At 74.5% G+C, this 16,787-nt stretch carries 11 protein-coding genes and 1 pseudogene; 5 read left to right on the top strand and 7 right to left on the bottom strand.

Going from position 1 to position 16,787, the window contains the following annotated elements; all coding sequences use genetic code 11:
- On the top strand, window positions 1-2,634 hold a 2,634-nt coding region (locus KBY19_RS37380; RefSeq protein WP_210967285.1), incomplete at its 5' end, for an SbcC/MukB-like Walker B domain-containing protein.
- Between the two features lie 94 nt (window positions 2,635-2,728).
- Here the strand turns inward: KBY19_RS37380 and KBY19_RS32675 are convergent.
- From KBY19_RS32675 to KBY19_RS32660, 4 genes are all read right to left on the bottom strand, one after another.
- The gene (locus KBY19_RS32675) at window positions 2,729-4,441 is read right to left on the bottom strand and encodes a DUF885 domain-containing protein (protein WP_099878252.1); all 1,713 of its coding nucleotides are present in this window, start codon (window positions 4,439-4,441) and stop codon (window positions 2,729-2,731) included.
- A gap of 101 nt (window positions 4,442-4,542) precedes the next feature.
- Window positions 4,543-5,757: a GNAT family N-acetyltransferase gene (locus KBY19_RS32670; protein ID WP_099878250.1), complete on the bottom strand. Its 1,215-nt coding sequence runs from the start codon at window positions 5,755-5,757 to the stop codon at window positions 4,543-4,545.
- Window positions 5,758-5,865: 108 nt separating this feature from the next.
- Window positions 5,866-6,399, bottom strand: coding sequence for a DUF1990 family protein (locus KBY19_RS32665; protein ID WP_099878247.1), 534 nt, complete (start codon window positions 6,397-6,399; stop codon window positions 5,866-5,868).
- Window positions 6,400-6,418: 19 nt separating this feature from the next.
- Window positions 6,419-8,002, bottom strand: a complete 1,584-nt coding sequence (locus KBY19_RS32660) for an alkaline phosphatase (RefSeq protein WP_210967284.1) — start codon at window positions 8,000-8,002, stop codon at window positions 6,419-6,421.
- Between the two features lie 280 nt (window positions 8,003-8,282).
- Between KBY19_RS32660 and KBY19_RS32655 the strand changes: the two genes are divergently transcribed.
- Window positions 8,283-11,420, top strand: coding sequence for a hypothetical protein (locus tag KBY19_RS32655; RefSeq protein ID WP_210967283.1), 3,138 nt, complete (start codon window positions 8,283-8,285; stop codon window positions 11,418-11,420).
- Here the strand turns inward: KBY19_RS32655 and KBY19_RS32650 are convergent, their stop codons facing one another.
- Entirely contained in the window at window positions 11,421-12,323 is a 903-nt protein-coding gene (locus KBY19_RS32650; protein WP_185016208.1) for an alpha/beta fold hydrolase, read from the bottom strand.
- Between the two features lie 238 nt (window positions 12,324-12,561).
- Here KBY19_RS32650 and sigJ point away from each other — a divergent pair, with 238 nt between their 5' ends.
- A complete protein-coding gene (gene sigJ, locus KBY19_RS32645; RefSeq protein ID WP_247691666.1) occupies window positions 12,562-13,401 on the top strand; it encodes an RNA polymerase sigma factor SigJ in 840 nt (279 codons plus the stop codon).
- Window positions 13,402-13,419: 18 nt separating this feature from the next.
- On the opposite strand, the gene KBY19_RS32640 is transcribed toward sigJ, so the two are convergent.
- Window positions 13,420-14,193 carry an SDR family oxidoreductase gene (locus KBY19_RS32640; protein WP_185016207.1) on the bottom strand — a complete coding sequence of 258 codons (774 nt, stop codon included), beginning with the start codon at window positions 14,191-14,193 and terminating at the stop codon, window positions 13,420-13,422.
- Window positions 14,194-14,425: 232 nt separating this feature from the next.
- Here KBY19_RS32640 and KBY19_RS32635 point away from each other — a divergent pair, with 232 nt between their 5' ends.
- Complete coding sequence (locus tag KBY19_RS32635) at window positions 14,426-15,181, top strand: GntR family transcriptional regulator (RefSeq protein ID WP_099878236.1); 756 nt, start codon at window positions 14,426-14,428, stop codon at window positions 15,179-15,181.
- Window positions 15,182-15,206: 25 nt separating this feature from the next.
- Here the strand turns inward: KBY19_RS32635 and KBY19_RS32630 are convergent, their stop codons facing one another.
- Window positions 15,207-16,376 (bottom strand): ROK family protein, encoded by a 1,170-nt coding sequence (locus KBY19_RS32630; RefSeq protein ID WP_210967282.1) that lies wholly within the window; start codon window positions 16,374-16,376, stop codon window positions 15,207-15,209.
- Window positions 16,377-16,564: 188 nt separating this feature from the next.
- Here KBY19_RS32630 and KBY19_RS32625 point away from each other — a divergent pair.
- Window positions 16,565-16,787: pseudogene (locus KBY19_RS32625) on the top strand (hypothetical protein); the annotation flags it as partial.

The following is a 16,787-nucleotide window of genomic DNA, read 5'->3' as shown; positions in this document are numbered from 1 at the left end:
CAGGAGGTCACCGCGGCCGACGAGGAACTGCTCGCCCTCGCCCACCGGATGCGACAGGCGGTCGGCGATCCCGCGGAACTGGGCGACGGCCCCGCGGACGCGCCCGAAGCGCAGCCCCTCCCCGGCCAGCGCACCGCCCCCCCGGCCGGCAGCGCCCCGGCAGCCACCTCGGACCCGGAGCCCGGCACCGCGACAGGCGGCACCCGGCGTGCCGGACGGGGCGGCGCCCGTGCCAAGCAGTCCGCGACACCCGAACGCGGTCGGCTCGCACCCGGCGACCCCGGTCTCACCGACGCCGTGCTGACGTGGGCGGCGCAGGCCCGCTGCTACGCCAGGGAACGCCTCACCTGCGCCGCCCTGGCCGCCGAGACGGCGCGCGAGCGGTACGGGACCGCCGTACAGAAGCTGGAGGCGAGCCGCGAACTCGCGCGAGCGCAGCAGCGGTTCGCCCGCGCCCGGCAGCGTGCCGACGAACTGGCGGCCGGAGCGGAGGAGAGCGAGGCGCTGCGGCGCCGACTGGAGCGGGCGCGGGCCGCCGAGGCCGTGGCCCCCGCACTCCGATTCCACCGGGCGGCACATGACGAGCACGTCCGGGCGCGTGCGGCCGAACGGGACGCGCGGGCCCGCCTGCCGCACTCCCTGGCCGAGGCCGCCCCCGAACGGCTGGCGGAGCTGGAGCGGGAGTTGCGCCAGGAGCTGGGCGCGCTGCGGGCCGCCCGCGAGGAGGAGCCGCGCGCAGCCGGGATCGAGGCCGAACTGCGCCGGCTGGACGCCGAGTCACGGGCCGACGAGGATCTGCTCCGCGAGGCGGCGGAGTGGCTGGCGGACTGGGAGGAGCAGCGGTACGCCCTCCAGCGCCGCGTCGAGGACGCGCAGGAGGCCGCCACCCGCGCCGAACACCTCTCCGGCCGGCTCCACCCGGCCCGCGCCCGCCTCCAGGCCGCGCGCCGCCGCGACCAGCTCGCCGCCGAGATCTCGACCGCCGTCGAAGCCCTCCACCGCGCCCGGGAGGAGGCTGCCGAGGCGAAGGAGCGCTGGCTCGCCCTGCGCGAGCGGCGGCTGCGCGGTGTCGCGGCCGCGCTCGCCGCCCACCGGGTGGCGGGCGAGCCCTGGGCCGGCTGCGGCTCCACCGCCCACCCGGATCCCGCCCGCGAGGAGCCGGACCCTGTGGACCGCGCGACCGAGGACGCCGCACTCGCCGCCTCGCAACGGGCGGCCGAGCACCGCCGGTCGGCCGAGGAGCGCCTCGCGGCGCTGCGCGAGAACCACACGGCGGCTCAGGCCGAAGCGGCGGGCGGCGGAGCCGTCGGCGGGCGGGGGACCGAGGGGTCCGCCCCGCTCCAGGGGGAGGCCGAGGACGCGAGCACCGAGGCGCTGGCCGCCGCCGTCGCCGCGCTGGAGGACGAGCACGCGGAGGCGTACAGGCAGGCGTCCGGCACCCATGAGGCGCGTGAGGCGTTGGCCGCCGCCGAACGCGAGTACGCCGAGCGGCAGAACGCACGCCAGGACGCCGAGCGCCGTGCCGCGGCCCGCACCTCCACGCGGGACGCGTGGCAACGGGAGCTGGCGGCCCTCACCGAGCGGCTGGCGAAAGCCCGCGGCGAGGCCCCCAGCGTCGCCGCCCGCTTCACCGAGCTGGAGCGGCGCGTCGGACTGCTGTCCCGGGCGACGGAGGCCGCCCACACGGCCGCCCGCGCCGCCGAACGGCTCGCCGAGGCCGCGGAGCAGCTGGCCGACGCCGCCGACCGGGCCGGGTTCCGGGCGCCCGAGGACGCGGAGCAGGCCGTGCTGCCCGAGTCCGAGCAGCGCGAGCTGCGTACCCGGCTGGAACGCCGGCAGGCCGAGGAAGCAGCCGTGCGCGAGGAACTGGCCGACCCCGCACTGGCCGCGGCAGCCGCGCGGCCGGCGGCGGACCCCGAGGCGGCGCGGGCCGTCGTCGACGCCGCGGAGGTGCGACTGCGCTCCGCCGACGCCGAACACCATGCCGCGCGGGGCACGGTGGAGGCACTGGACGGACTGGGGGCGCGCGCCGCCGACCGGGCCCGCAGGCTGGCGCCGCTGCGCACGGCCTACGACCGCGTCGCCCGGCTCGCCGCTCTCGCGGCGGGTACGTCGGCCGACAACGAGCGCCGCATGCGCCTGGAGTCGTATGTGCTGGCCGCTCGGCTCGAACAGGTCGCCGCCGCTGCCTCGGCACGCCTGGGCCGGATGTCCTCGGGCCGCTACACCCTGGTGCACTCCGACGCACGGGCCTCCGGGCGCGGCAGATCCGGGCTGGGCCTGCACGTCGTGGACGCCTGGACCGGTGCCGAGCGGGACACCGCCACCCTCTCCGGCGGTGAGACGTTCTTCGCCTCCCTCGCCCTCGCCCTCGGACTCGCCGACGTGGTGACCGAGGAGGCCGGCGGCACCCGGCTGGAGACGCTCTTCATCGACGAGGGCTTCGGCAGTCTGGACGAACAGACGCTGGATGAGGTGCTGGACGTGCTCGACTCGCTGCGCGAGAGGGATCGCTGCGTCGGCATCGTCAGCCACGTGGCCGACCTGCGACAGCGAGTACCCGCCCAGTTGGAGGTCGTCAAATCCCGGCACGGCTCCGCGCTGCGCCACCATGCCGCTCCCGCGGACGGCTAGCTTCTCCGCCGCGACGGCGCTCAGCCGACGGTTCACTGACCGGCTGCTCGCCGTCGCGGCGGAACAGGGGTGAGGGGAAGGGCGGCTCAGCTGCTCAGAGTGCCGACAGCTCCCTCACCAGATCATCGAGGCCCAGAGAGCCGAGCGAGAGAGCCGCCATGTGCCAGGCCTTGGCGTCGAACTCGGCGCCGCGCTCGCGCCGCGCCGCGTCGCGGCCCTCCAGCCAGGCGCGCTCGCCCAGCTTGTAGCCGATCGCCTGACCCGGCATGCCCAGGTAGCGCACCAGCTCGCTCTCCACGAAGTCGGCGGGGCGGCCGCTGTGCATGCCGAAGAACTCCTGCGCCAGTTCGGGAGTCCACCGCTCGCCCGGGTGGAAGGGGGAGTCGGCGGGGATCTCCAGTTCCAGGTGCATACCGATGTCGACGATGACCCGGGTGGAGCGCATCATCTGCGCGTCCAGATAGCCCAGTCGCCGCTCGGCCGTGGTCAGGAAGCCGAGCTCGTCCATGAGCCGTTCGGCGTACAGTGCCCAGCCCTCGGCGTTGGCGCTGACCATGCCGACGGTCGTCTGGTAGCGGGAGAGCTTGTCGGCGACGTACGTCCACTGCGCGAGCTGCAGATGGTGTCCGGGCACGCCCTCGTGGTACCAGGTGCTGACCAGGTCGTAGACCGGGAAACGGGTCTCGCCCATGGTGGGCAGCCAGGTGCGGCCCGGCCGGGAGAAGTCCAGCGACGGCTGGGTGTAGTACGGCGCGGCGGCGCTGCCGGGCGGGGCGATCCTGGCCTCCACCCGGCGCACCGGATCGGCCAGCTCGAAGTGGGTGCCGTCCAGCTCGCTGATGGCCTCGTCCATCAGTCCCTGAAGCCATTCGCGGACCGCGTCGACGCCCTCGATGGCCTCGCCGTGGGTGTCCAGATGGCGCAGCGCCTCCCAGGGGGTCTTCGCGCCGGGAAGGACCTCCTCCGCCTCGGTGCGCATCTCGCCGAGCAGCCGGTGGAACTCCTCCCAGCCGTAGTGGTAGGCCTCCTCCAGGTCGAGATCCGCGCCGTTCCAGTAGCGCGCCCAGCGCGCGTACCGCTCGCGGCCCACCGTCTCGGGGGCGCCGGCGATGCCAGGTGCGTACACGTCCCGCAGCCAGTCGCGCAGCTCGGAGACGGCGCGGGTGGCCTCGGCGGCCGCTTCGCCGAGCTCGGGGCGGAGGGTGTCCGGGCAGCCGCCGGCGAACTGCGCGAACCAGCCCCGGTCGTCGTCCGAGTCCTTCTCGCCCAGCCACTGCGCCAGCTGGCCCAGCACCGTGGACACCTGCCGGGGCCCGGCGTACAGCCCGCGGGAGAGGCCCTCGGCGAGGGATACGCGATAGCCGTCGAGCGCGAGCGGCATCGCCCGCATCCGGTCGGCGACCGCCTTCCAGTCCTCCTTCGTCTCGGACGGCATCACGGTGAAGATGCCGCGCACCGCGTGGAGGGGCGAGTTGAGGTTGCTGACGGCGCGCAGCCCCTCACCCGCCTCGTGCACGGCCAGTTCGGCGGTCAGCCGCTCGCGCAGCAGCCGCGCGCAGCGTCGCTCCTCGTCGCTGTCGCCGCCGGGCCGCGCCTCGGCAGCGGCCAACTCCTCAAGGGTGGTGCGGTTGAGTACGGCCACCGCCTCTTGGCCCGCGGGCGAGAAGTCGGGCAGCTTGCCGTGGCTCTCGGGCACTCCGAGGTAGGTGCCGGAGATCGGGTCGAGTTCGACGAGCGCGTCGACGTAGGTGTCGGCCACCTGACGGGGCAGGGGACCGGGGGTCGCTGTGTTGATCGCATCGGACATGCGCCCATACTCGTACGCCGATACCCCTGCCGTCAGTACCGGGACGCCGCAGGTGGGGTACCGGTGCACGGTGTCGTGGCGGTCGGTGTGCGGGGCGGGGCTCAGCTCGGCGCCACGGCGGCGGGCGTCAGCGCCGCGGTCACCACCAGCGTGCCCTCCTCGACCTGGTAGTCGAGCGGCAGCCCCAGCCCGCGCATCGCGGCGACCATGCCCGTGTTGGACGACTGGGTGACCGCGTAGACGCTCTCGCAGCGTGCCTCGCGGGCCATGCCGATCAGCCGCCGCAGCAGTGCCGAACCGATACCCCGCCGCTGCCAGGCGTCCTCGACCAGCAGCGCCGCCTCGGTCTCGTCGCCGTCCCACAGCAGATGGCCGAGCGCCACCAGCTCGCCCGCGGGTGACTCCACGGCGAGGGTGCGGCCGAACCGGGGGGAGAGCAGATGCCGCAGATAGCGGTCGGCGTCCTTGACGGGGCCGTGGTAGCGGCTGCTGAGGGTCTGCTTCGAGCAGCGGGCGTGCATCGCCAGCGCGGCGTCGAGGTCGCCCTCGTCGGCGCGGCGGATCGACACGGCCCGGCCCTCGGGCAGGGTCAGCGCGTGCTGCTCGCGCGGGGCGCGCCGTCCCAGCCGCGCGTCCAGCTGCACCAGAGCGTGTGCCCGTGCGAACTCGGTGGGGGTGAAGGGCACATGGTGCCGTTCCACGACGATCTCTCCTCCGGCAGGGTCGGGCAGGCGCAGTAGCGTACCCTCCAGTGTGCCCTGGGCGGGGGTGTTGCCGGGGACCGAGCGGATCGTGCAGCGGCCCAGCAACGTCCGCAGGGCCAGCGGGAGTTCGGCGGAGTCGAGTGCGGCCCGGGTGGCCAGGCCGAGGATCCGGGTGGGGGTGTCCACCAGGTCGTGGGCGTCGGCCCGCTCGGCCCAGGTGTCGTCGCCGCCGGCCTCGGACAGCAGCCGGGTCAGTTCGGGTGCCTCCAGCGCCGCGGGGGTGCGCAGCAGGAACTCATCCACCGTGCGGTCGCCGAGCGGGTGGGTCTGCAGGGTGAGGATGTCGACCCGGCCCGCCGCCAGCGCGCCGCACACCCGCGCGAGGGAGCCGGGTTCCTCGCGTACGGTCGTGCGTACCCGCCACAGGCAGGTGGTGTCCTCGGGATACGGGTGGTCACCTGCCCCGGCGCCCTCCCGGGGGCCCTCGCCGTGCACCTGGCGGGCGCGCCATGCCCGCCATCCCTCCCGTGCGGCCGTCGTCGCACGGTGCCAGGGACGCGTCGTCGCGCCGGTCGTGGTGCCCGCCTTCTTCGCGGCAGAGTCATCAGCCATACGACCACCCTCCCGGACGGTCGTTGCCTGACCACGAACGATGCGTGACAGGTGCGTAAAAAGAGCGCTCGGCGGTCAAACATCCCTTTTGAGTCATCTGTTGAGCATTCACCCTGTGGGGGGCCGCTCCCGCGCCAGTCGCCGCAGCACCTGCCCGCACCGGTGCGCGTACAGCCGCTGCAGCACCGGCACCACGGGGCCCGCCGCGCGTGTCCACCACACCGCCGGGTTGCTGTAGGCCCATACGGTCAGCCGGACCCGGCCGTCCAGGGCCTGCTCGACCCAGAAGGCCTCCTCGCCGCACTGCGGATGACCCGGCAGCGTGCCGTACGCCCATCCGGCGCGGCGCTCGTCCTCCACGAGCCACACCACCCGGCAGGGTCCGTGCACCCGTAGCCGCCCGATGCCCAGGCCCACCGTCACCTGTACGCCGGGCGCCGCCCGTTCGGCGTCCGTCTCCATCCGTACGCCCATCGCTCGGTGCATCCGCCACTCCAGCACGGCCCGCGAGGCCGCCTGGAAGACGGCCTCACCGGTGCCCAGGGGAGTGCGTACGCACAGCGGGCGGAAACCGGGCGGCGTCACCCCGTGCGCGGTGCGGCCGACGGGCGCGTAGCTGAACGCGGGATGCTGCTCGGTCACGGCTGCCGCCCGCCCCGCGCTACTGTCCCACCCGGCCGGGCCGGAGCACCTGGGTGAACAGCACCGCACCGCTCTCCTCGCGCAGCCGCACCGTCATCTCGCCGGTGGAGCCGTCGATGTCGACCTGGCCGAAGTACTGCCCGCCCTCGGTCGGCGGTGTGTTGGCGCGGGTCGGTGCCTTGATGAACCTCTGGTCGGGACCGAAGGTGCCGTCCAGCTTCAGCGCGCCGAACCCGCCGGCGTTCAGCGGCCCGGAGACGAACTCCCAGAACGGCGCGAAATCCTTGAATGCCGCCCGGTCGGGGTCGTACCGCTGCGCACAGGTGTGGTGCACATCCGTGGTGAACCACACCGTGCCGGTGATCCGCCGGTGCTTGATGTGCCGCAGCAGCTCCGCGATCTGCAGCTCCCGGCCCAGCGGGGCGCCCGGATCGCCCTGCGCGACCGCCTCGAAGTCGGTCTTGCCGTCCGATACGACCAGCCCCAGCGGCATGTCCGAGGCGATCACCTTCCACACCGCGCGGGAGCGCGACAGCTCCCGCTTGAGCCACTTCAGCTGCCGCTCGCCCAGGATGCCCCGGGTGTCGTCCGGCCGGCGGCCCGGCGAGTTGGCGTTCCGGTAGCTGCGCATGTCCAGGACGAACACGTCCAGCAGGGGGCCGTGCCGCACCACGCGGTAGACGCGTCCGTCCTCGTCCGCGGGCGGCAGGGTGCTGATGGGGAAGTACTCGCTGAAGGCCCGCAGTGAACGGGCCGCGAGGGTGGAGACGTCCTTGACGGTGTACCGGTCGTCGTCCAGGAGCTCGCCCGGGTACCAGTTGTTGAGCACCTCGTGGTCGTCCCACTGCACGATCGAGGGCACCTGCGCGTTGAACCGGCGCAGATTGTCGGCCAGCAGGTTGTAGCGGAAGTTGCCGCGGAACTCCGCCAGGGTCTCGGCCACCTTGGACTTCTCCTCGGTGGTGACGTTGCGCCACACCCCGCCGTCCGGCAGCTCCACCCGCTCCTGGATGGGGGAGTCCGCGTAGATGGTGTCGCCGCTGTTGAGGAAGAAGTCCGGGTTCAGCTTCCGCATCCGGTCGAAGATCGGATAGCCGCCCCGGTCCGGGTTGATGCCCCAGCCCTGCCCCGCCAGGTCACCCGACCACAGGAACCGCACGTCACGTCGGCGCGCCGGCGCCGTGCGGAACGTGCCGTGCACCGGCCGGCCGGATCGCCGCGGGTCGTCGGGGTCGGCCAGGGTCACCCGGTAGTGGATCTGCTCGCCCGGCGGCAGCCCGTGCAGTGCTGTACGGCCCGTGAAGTCGGTGTCCGGCCCCACCACGGGTCCGTACCACCGCTTCGGGTTGCGGAACGACTCGGTGGCCGCCGTCTCGACCACCATGCGCGCCCGGCGGTCCGCACGCACCCACACCAGCCCGGAGGTCGTGGTCACGTCCCCCGCCTGTACGCCCCACTCGGCCGACGGGCGACCGCGCCGCGCCTGTGCGGGTGCCGCCGCGCCGACCAGCGGCAGGGACAGCGCCGCCCCCGCGCCGACCGTGCCGCGCAGCACTGTCCGCCGGGCGGGGGATCTGCCGGTCGTCGGATCGCCTTGTTCCATGTGCGGGCCTCCTCGAAGCGTGTCAGCTGTCACCCGTGCCGGCTGTCACCCATGTCGAGCTGTCACCGTGTCAGCTGTTACCCGTGTTGCCTGTGTCCGGTTACCTCTATCCCGTTCGGGTGCCGTACACACGAAGCCCCAGTGAACACCGGTGTCACACCGGACAGAAGGGGGGCACCCAACTCCCGGCCTCCGGCCGCCTCCGCGGCCTAGGATGCCGCTTCACGGACAACTCCACCCGCATGCCGCCCGCCCGCCTCACCCCGGCCCAGGAGGCCCGATGACCACCAGCCGTACGCCTGCCCAGCTCCGTGCGGACATCCGGGCGTGGGGCCTGGCGCCACACGGCCCCGAGCGTGTCGCCCGCGCGGTGGAACTGGTCGCGGAGGCCGAGACACCGGCGCGGGACGGCGGCCGAGAGGCGCGGGCCGCGCTGGGCGCGGCGCTGGTGCATCTGGCCGCCAGCCGCGCCTTCGGCTCCGCCGGACGCACCACCCCCGCCCCCGTGGCGCGGGCGCTGCGGCTGTGGGAGGAGGACCCGGGGGCGTTCGACGACGAGACCGCGTTCGCGCTGCTGTGGTCGCTGCGCTGGGCCGTGGAGGACCTGATCGCCGACCCGGGGACACCACTGGCGGACATCGAGGAGTGGCTCACCCTGCTGGCCCGCAGCCACACCGAGGCGGGCCTGTCGCAACGCGCCGTGCACGCCCGCGAGTTCCTGGCTGCCCAGCGGTTCGGCGACCGGCAGCGCGCCGCCCGGGCCTACGACGCGTGGCTGGAGGCCGAACGCGACCGCAGCGCCGACTGCGCGGGCTGCGAGCTGGCCTGGCGCGGCCGGGCACACGCGATCCGCGCCGAGGAGGCGGAGGCCGAGACTCCGGGCAGCGGTGCGGCGGAGGACGAGGCGGCGCTGCGCCTGTGGGAGCCGGTGCTGCGCGGTGAGTACCCGTGCGGCAGCAGCCGGCCGTATCTGCTGGCCGTCTCGCTCGCCCCGCTGCTGCGCCTCGGCCGCACCGCCGAGGCCCGCAGCAGGCACCTCGCGGGCCACCTGCTGGTGCGGGAGGAGCCGACCGGGCGCGGGGCCCTCGCCCGGCACCTGGAGTTCTGCGCCCTCACCGGCAACGAGGCGTGGGGTCTGGAGATCCTCGCCGAGCAGGACGGGACGCGCTGGCAGGAACAGGAGGACGCCCCCGGGTACGAGGTGTGGATGTCCGCCGTGGCACTGCTGATGCGACGGCTCGTCGAACTCGGCCACGGCGCCCTTGCCGTCCCCGGGCCGGCGGGACGGGACTGGGACGCCGACTCGCTGCTGGAGCACGCCGCCTCGCAGGCCCGTCAGGTGGCGGACCGCTTCGACCGGCGGGCCGGCACCGCACTGCACGGAGCGGCCGTCCGTGCTCGGCAGGCCGCGTCACCGCGGGTTCCGCGCCTGCCGCTCGGCGTCGGGGCCGTGGTGCTCCCGTCGCCCGGGACCGGCTCCGAGGCCGGGACAGGAGCCGTCGGCGGGACGGCCGTTCCGGACGCGTACCGGCTGCTGGAGGAGGCGCGGCGGCTGAGTGCCGCGGGGCACCCGGACGCGGCAGCCCGGTGGGCCGCCGTCGAGGACGCCGTCGCCCGTACCGGCGTACAGCTCGGCCAAGGGGAGCGGGCCGAACTCCTCGACCACCGGGCCATGGAGCTGGCCTTGACCGACCCGGCCGCCGGAGCCACCCGCTTCACCGAGGCGGCGAGCCTCTTCGCCGGGGCCGAGCTGCCGGGCGAGGCCCTCGCCTGCCGGGCGCGCGCCGCCTTCGCCGCCTCCTTCGCGCCCGAAGGCGCGGCCGTGCCGCCCGAGTCCGTCGACGCGCTGTGCACCCAGGCCAGGCACCTGCACGCGGAACACCGCATCGGCACCCGGCACGCCACCGCCGTACTGCTGGCCCGCGCCCGGATGCGGGCACATGAACTCGGAGGGGTGCTGGAGGCCGGCGGTCACGGGGGCGGCACTCCCTTCGACGCGGCGCACCCGGGCCGTACCGCGCGCACCACCGGGGCAGAACACGTGGACAGCGCCGACAGCGCCGCGGCCGAGGCACCGGGTCCGGTCGCCGACGCGCTCGACGCCGAACTGGCCGAACTCGTCGCGCTGGCCCTGCCCGACAGCTCCGAGCCCGCCGTCCGTGCCCGGATCGCCGAGGCCACCGAGACCCGCGGGCGGCTGGCGGCCCAGCGCGGCGACGCGGTACGGGCGGGCGAGCTGCTGGCCGAGGCGGCCGGCCTCTTCCACGAGGCGGGCCGCCCCTGGTCGGCCACCGGGCCCGAAGTGGCCCGGGCCCGGCTGCTGATGGAGACCGGTGACCACAAGCGGGCCGCCGAGGTGCTGCGCGGCGCCTTGCGCGAGCGGGAGGGCGCGGCCGCCCGCACCCCGGCCGACCTCGCGCGTCTTCATCTGATGCACGCCGATGTGCACGCCGCGCAAGGACTGCTCGGTGAGGAGGCCGAATCCCTCCGGCACGCCGTCCACGCGCTCCAGACCTCGGGCGGCGACTTCGAGGCGTCCCGCGCCAGGCTCCGTCTCGGCGGCTGCCTGGTGGCTCTGGAGCGGTCCGACGAGGCGGCCGCCGTCCTGGTCGCGGCCCTCGGCGAGCTGTTGGAGGTGCCCGACGAACCGGGCATCGTGCAGGCCTGCGTGTGGCTCGGCCACTCCTGCGCGCGGCCCGAACAGCTGCGGGCCGCCGCCGGGTTGCTCCGTCGGGCCGCCGACCTGCCGCACTCGTGGCAGGACCGGCACGGGCGTGCTGTCGTCACCCATCTGGCCGCCGACACCCACCGCGCCTCCGGGCAGTACACCGCCGCGGGGCAGCTGTACGGGCGGGCCGAGGAGCTGTGGCGGGCGCTGGGGGACCCGCATGCGGTGATCCGTACGCTGCACGCGAGGGCGTGGCTGGCGATGGAGTCGGGCGCGCCCGTGGCCGAGTCGCTGGCGTGCATGGAGGCGGCGCAGGAGGAGATCGCGGCTCTTCTCCGCGACCCGGAGGAGCTGCTGGAGGAGGAACAGCGGCTGCGGCTCCGGCTGGAGATCGGCCACACCTACCGGCAGACCGCCGAGTTGCTGATCGAGCCGGTGGCGGTGCCATCGGCGCCGGGAGAGCAGGACGCCGAGGCGGTGGAGTGCTGCGCCAGGGGCATCGAGTACGCGGACCGGGCCGTGGCCGCCTTCCACGACTGCGGCGAGGCGGGGTTGCACGAGGCGACGAGCGCGGAGCTGCGGGCTGCCGCGCTGGAGGTGGACCTGGGCCGCTACGACCAGGCCGTCAACAGGCTGACCCGGGTACGTGCCGCCTATCCGGCCGGTACGCCCGACCCGCACGGCGTCGTGGCCGAACGGGTGAGTGAGGCCGGTGCCCTGGAGTTGCGGATCGAGAGCGAGCTGAGCTGACTACCTGGCGGCGGGCAGGGCGCGTGCCACGTCGGCCTGCCGCGCCGTGTCGGTGATGACGCGGGCGACCGTGGCGGGGTCGTCGTTCATGGGGACGTGGCCGCAGCCGCGGAGCCGGACCAGCCGGGCGGCGGGGATCGCACGCTTGGCGCGGACTCCTTGGCGGCGCAGGAGCAGACGGTCCCGGTCGCCCCAGCCGATGGTCACCGGGATGTCGCGGATGTTGTGGCCGAAGCGTGCTCCGGGGTGCTGCCCCTGGTCCAGTACCGGGACGAAGCCGACCGCCCGGCGAAGGGCGCGGGTCTCGGCGACCACGGCGTCGGCGGAGCGCCGGCCGGGCCGGGCGTAGATGGTGCCCGTCAGTGCCGCCCGCCCGGCTGCGGTACGGGCCAGCACCTCCACCACCGGGTCCGGCAGGCTCCGCGCCCCGGCGCGCATCCCGCGCAGCACGGTGAAGGCGTACAGCCGTTCGGGCCGGGTGAAGAAACCGGCGGGCGCCAGGGCGGTGACCGAACGGGCGAAGCCGTGCAGCCCCATCTCCAGGGCCAGCAGCCCGCCCAGCGAGTTGCCGGCCACATGGGGCCGTTCGACACCCAGGGCGGCACAGGTCTCGGCGAGCAGCGGCACCACGCTCTCCAGCCCGTAGGAGACCCCTTCGGGAAGCCCGGGGGAGGCGCCGAACCCGGGCAGATCGAGCGCGATCACGTCGTAGCTCCCCGCGAGCACGGTCAGCACCGGCTCCCACGCCTGCCAGTGGTGGCCGATGCCGTGCAGCAGCAGCATCGGCTCGCCGGAGCCGCGCCGCTCGTAGGCGACCTGGAACGGCGGCCGTCCGGGGCGTGGGACCTCCACGACGGAGGCGGATTCCTGGGCGGGCGTCTGCGGGGTGAAGACGGCGGGCATGGCCACTCCTACGGTTCCTGCGGTGCTGCGTGGCGCGTCGCCGTGGGGTGCGCGCCGGGGGACGAGTGCTGCTGCGGCTCGTTGACACGATGTCAGCAAGCGCCCGTGCAGGGAAGCCCCGCGCAGCCTGGCGCCCGCGGCCCGGTGGCATGATGACAGGGTGACCGCTGACCCGACCGCCGAGGTGACCGAGGTCTTCGAGGAGCACCGAGCCGTGCTCCTCGGGGTGGCCTACCGCATGCTGGGCCGGGTGGCCGACGCCGAGGACGTGGTGCAGGAGGCGTGGCTGCGGTGGTCGGCCGCCGACTGCGCACAGGTGCGTGAGCCGCGCGGCTATCTGGTGCGCGTCACCACCCGGCTGGCCATCGACCGGCTCCGCCAGGCGCAGTCCCGGCGCGAGGCGTACGTCGGCACCTGGCTGCCCGAGCCACTGGTCACCGACTTCGAAGCGACGGTGGCGCCCTCGCGGCAGGAGGGCGCCGAGCGCGCGGTGCTCGCCGAGTCGGTCTCCCTGGCGGTGCTCGTGGTGCTGGAGTCACTCTCGCCGCTGGAGCGCGCCGTGTTCGTGCTGCGTGAGGCCTTCGGCTTCCCGTACGCGGAGATCGCCCGGACGCTGGAGCGGACCGAGTCCGCCGTACGCCAACTCGCCGGGCGCGCCCGGCGGCATGTGGCGGAGCGCAAGCCGCGCTTCGAGGTCGACCCCGGACTGCAGCGCGATCTGACCGAGCGCTTCTTGAAGGCCGCGCTGGAAGGCGACCTCCAAGGGCTGGTCTCGGTGCTCGCGCCGGATGTGCGGCTGGTCTCCGACAGCGGGGGCGGCGCCAAGGCACCGCACCGCGTCATCCTGGGCGCCGACAAGGTCGGCCGGTTCCTGGCCGCCGTCGCACAGGAAGGCGTGCGCGACCCCGCGTTCGACTTCCGCCTCCTGGAACTGAACGGCGGTCCCGGGGCACTGGTGACCCACGGGGGACGGCCTGACGTGGTCTTCTCCGTGGACGTGGCAGACGGTCTGATCCAGGCCATCTATCTGATCCGCAACCCCGGAAAGCTCACCCACCTGCGGGGCGTCGGGGAGTGACCCCGCGCCGGCTCGCCGTCACAGGCCGCCCGCGACCCTGAGCACCGCGCCCGAGGTGTAGGACGCCTCGTCGCCGAGCAGCCAGGCGACGGCGTCGGCGATCTCTTCCGGCTCGCCCGGCCGCCGGGCCGGAGTGATCTCCGCCTTCTTCCACGCCCTGTCCGGATCGCCCATCTTCGCGTGCATATCCGTGAGGACCGATCCCGGCTGCACGCAGTTGACGCGTACGCCCTCGCCGGTGAACTCCTTGGCCAGCCCCACCGTCATGGCGTCGACGGCGGCCTTCGACGCGGCGTAGTGCACATACTCGCCGGGGGAACCGAGGGTGGCGGCACAGGAGGAGATGTTCACGATCGCGCCGCCGTGCCCGCCGTGCGCGGTGGACATCTCCCGCAGGGCACGCCGGGCGCACAGCAGCGCCCCCGTCACATTGACGTCCACGACGCGGCGCATCACCTCCGGCGAGGTCTCCGTGAACCGGCCCAGCGGCCCGGAGATGCCCGCGTTGTTGACCAGCCCGGTGATCGGGCCGAGTTCTTCCCGCACGGTGTCGAAGAGGCGGTCGACGCCGGCCGCCTCGCTGGTGTCCAGCTGAACGGTGACGGCCGCGCCCCCGGCTTCGCGCACAGCCGCTGCCGTACGCGCTGCCGCCCCCTGGTCGTCGGCGTAGCCGATGCCGATGTGGTGACCGTCCCGGGTCAGTCGCAGGGCCGTGGCGGCGCCGATGCCGCGACTGCCGCCGGTGACGACGGTGACGCGCTGCAGGGAGGCGGGGGTACGGGGGCGGGTCATGGGTCCTCCGGGCGCGGGGGCGGAGCGGGCAATGATCGATGATCGATCATTGCAGCGCGAGAGGGGCTCGGCAAGGGGGTGACCCGGGGCATTGGTCTTGACCAAGGGTGAGGGGCGTCCTATGGTCGGTGAGGCATACGCAAGGTCCTTTAAAAAACAAGGACGCATAAACAAGGACGCGGAACACTGCCACACAGCGCCCGCCGGGCGTACGGGGATTGCGGAGGCAAGGGTGGGGACCACGCAGCTGGAGACGGTGCCGGAGCCGAAGTACTGGCATCTGAAGACCGTGCTGTCCGACGCGCTCGACTCCGAGTTCGCCGTCGGCGAGATCCTTCCGAACGAGCGCGACCTGGCCGCCCGCTTCGGCGTGGCCCGTGCCACGCTCCGTCAGGCCCTCGAACAGCTCGAACTGGAGGGGCGCCTGCAACGTCGCCGGGGCGTCGGCACGACGGTCGCCCCGCCCCGGGTGGGCGTGGACGTCGGTTCCGAGGCCGGCCCCCACACCTGGCCCGGAGCGCCGGGCGACGCCTGGCACACCGAGGAGCACGAGGCCGCCCCGGCACCCGCGCCCGTGGCCCGGATGCTCGGCGTGGCCGGTGACGCGGTCGTGCACGCGGTGCGCCGCAGCCGGACGACCGGCGGTCAGCAGGTGGCGTCCGAGGTGCTGTACGTCCCCACCGCCTCGGTCCCCGGCCCGGCCACAGACGTCGAGGAGGAGCCGAGCGGCGCGGCGCGGGCCCGCGCGGTGCTGCGCGAACTGCACCGGCTCCAGCTCGCGGGGCAGGACCGTACGGTGGAGCTGGGATCGGCGCGCGCCGACGACGCACGCCGGCTCGACCGGCTGCCCGGCGCCCCGGTCCTGGTCGTCACCACGCGGTATCTCGCCGACGGCGGCACGGCCGCCGTCTCGGTCGCGACCTACCGCGCCGACACCTGCCGGCTCTCGTTCAGCGACACCGACGCGGTCCCGCTGCTGGCGAGCTGACGGCCTCGCCCGCCACGGCTGCCGGTCAGCGGGCGGGTTCCGCCTCCTCCTCCAGGGTGAACAGCTCGCTCTCCGCATGGTCGAGGGCGACCCGCAGGGCCCCCGTCGCCACTGCCGTCTCACCCAGGCGGGAGAGGGCCACCCGAGGCGGGCGCAGACAGTAGCGCTCCAACTCGGCGCGCAGCGGGTCCAGCACACCGTCCAACCCCGAGGCCCAGCCGCCGACCACCAGCAGCTCCGGGTCCAGCGCCAGCACCAGCGCCGCCACGTCGTGCACCAGCCTGGCCAAGAAGCGGTCCATGGCCCGCCGTGCCTGGTCGTCCCCGCCCCTGGCCTGGGCGAACACCCGGGCCACGGCCGCCTCGTCGAGCGGGTGCAGCGGCTCGTCCGTCGTGGACAGCAGCCGTTCGGGTCTCACCTCCCGGCCGAGCAGATGAAGCGCCCCGATCTCCCCGGCCGCGCCGCCGAAACCGCGGTGCAGCCGGCCGCCGATCAGCGAGCCGGCACCCGGGCTCAGCCCGGCGAGCACCATCACCACGTCGTCCACGCCGCGCGCGGCGCCCTTCCAGTGTTCGGCCAGCGCCGCCGCGTTGGCGTCGTTCTCCACCAGCACGGGGCAGCGGAACGACCGCCGTAGCCGCTCGCCCAGGGCCAGCCCCGTCCAGCCGGGCAGCGCCGTGCCCAGCCGTACCGTGCCGTCGGCCTCCACGATGCCGGGGGTGCCGACGCCCACCGCGCGCAGCGTGTCCCGCGCGGTGCCGGTCCTGCGCAGCAGTTCGGCGACGGTGCCGCGGATCCGCTCCAGCCGCGCGTCGGCCTCCGCGGTCTCGGCCACCTGACGGGTGAGGGAACCGGTGAGGCGCCCGGTCAGATCCGAGAGGACAGCCGCCACCCGGTGCGGGCCGATCTCCAGGCCCAGCAGCTGGCCCGCCTCGGCACGGAACCGGAACCTGCGCGCTGGGCGTCCCCTCCGGGCCGCGCCGCCCGGCGGGTCGTGCGTCGCCTCAGCCACCAGACCGGCCTCGATCAGATCCTCGACCACGCCCTCGACCGTGGGCCGGGACAGCTCCGTGGCGTGCACCAGTTCGGTGAGGGTGAGCGCTTCGGGGGCCGTGGTGCCGCGCAGGGCCCGCAGCACGACCGTGGAGTTGATCCTCCGCAGCAGGGACGGGTCCCTTCCGGTCAGCCTGCTCACGCTCCGCCTCCCTGCCTGTGCGCGTGGGGCGGATCGTAACCGCTGTGGGGAATCACGGCGAGCGGCCGGGGTACCACGGTCACCTGACGCTGCTTCCGTTCGCTGTTCCCGGTGGCCGGACGGCTGCCGTTCCCGTGGCCGACCGGCCCGTCCAACCGGCTGTCAGTGCCGGGAGGTTGACTGTTCCCATGCATCTCGCCCACCACCTCACCGCCATCGGACGGCTGCAGGCCGAGCCCACCGCCCGCATCGTCGCCTTACGTACGGCCGATCCGGACCCGGACGGCGATCCGGTCGGACTCCTGGAGGCCGAGCAGGACATACGCGCCGATCACGAGGCGCTGGTGGTGCTGCTGTCCCAGCAGTGGGGCGAGCCGGAGACCGTCGATCTGGACGCGCTGCTGCCGGACG

The organism is Streptomyces sp. B15 (assembly GCF_018070605.1).
Classification (GTDB): Bacteria; Actinomycetota; Actinomycetes; order Streptomycetales; family Streptomycetaceae; genus Streptomyces; species Streptomyces smyrnaeus.
This window is presented reverse-complemented; position numbering and strand designations above follow the sequence as displayed.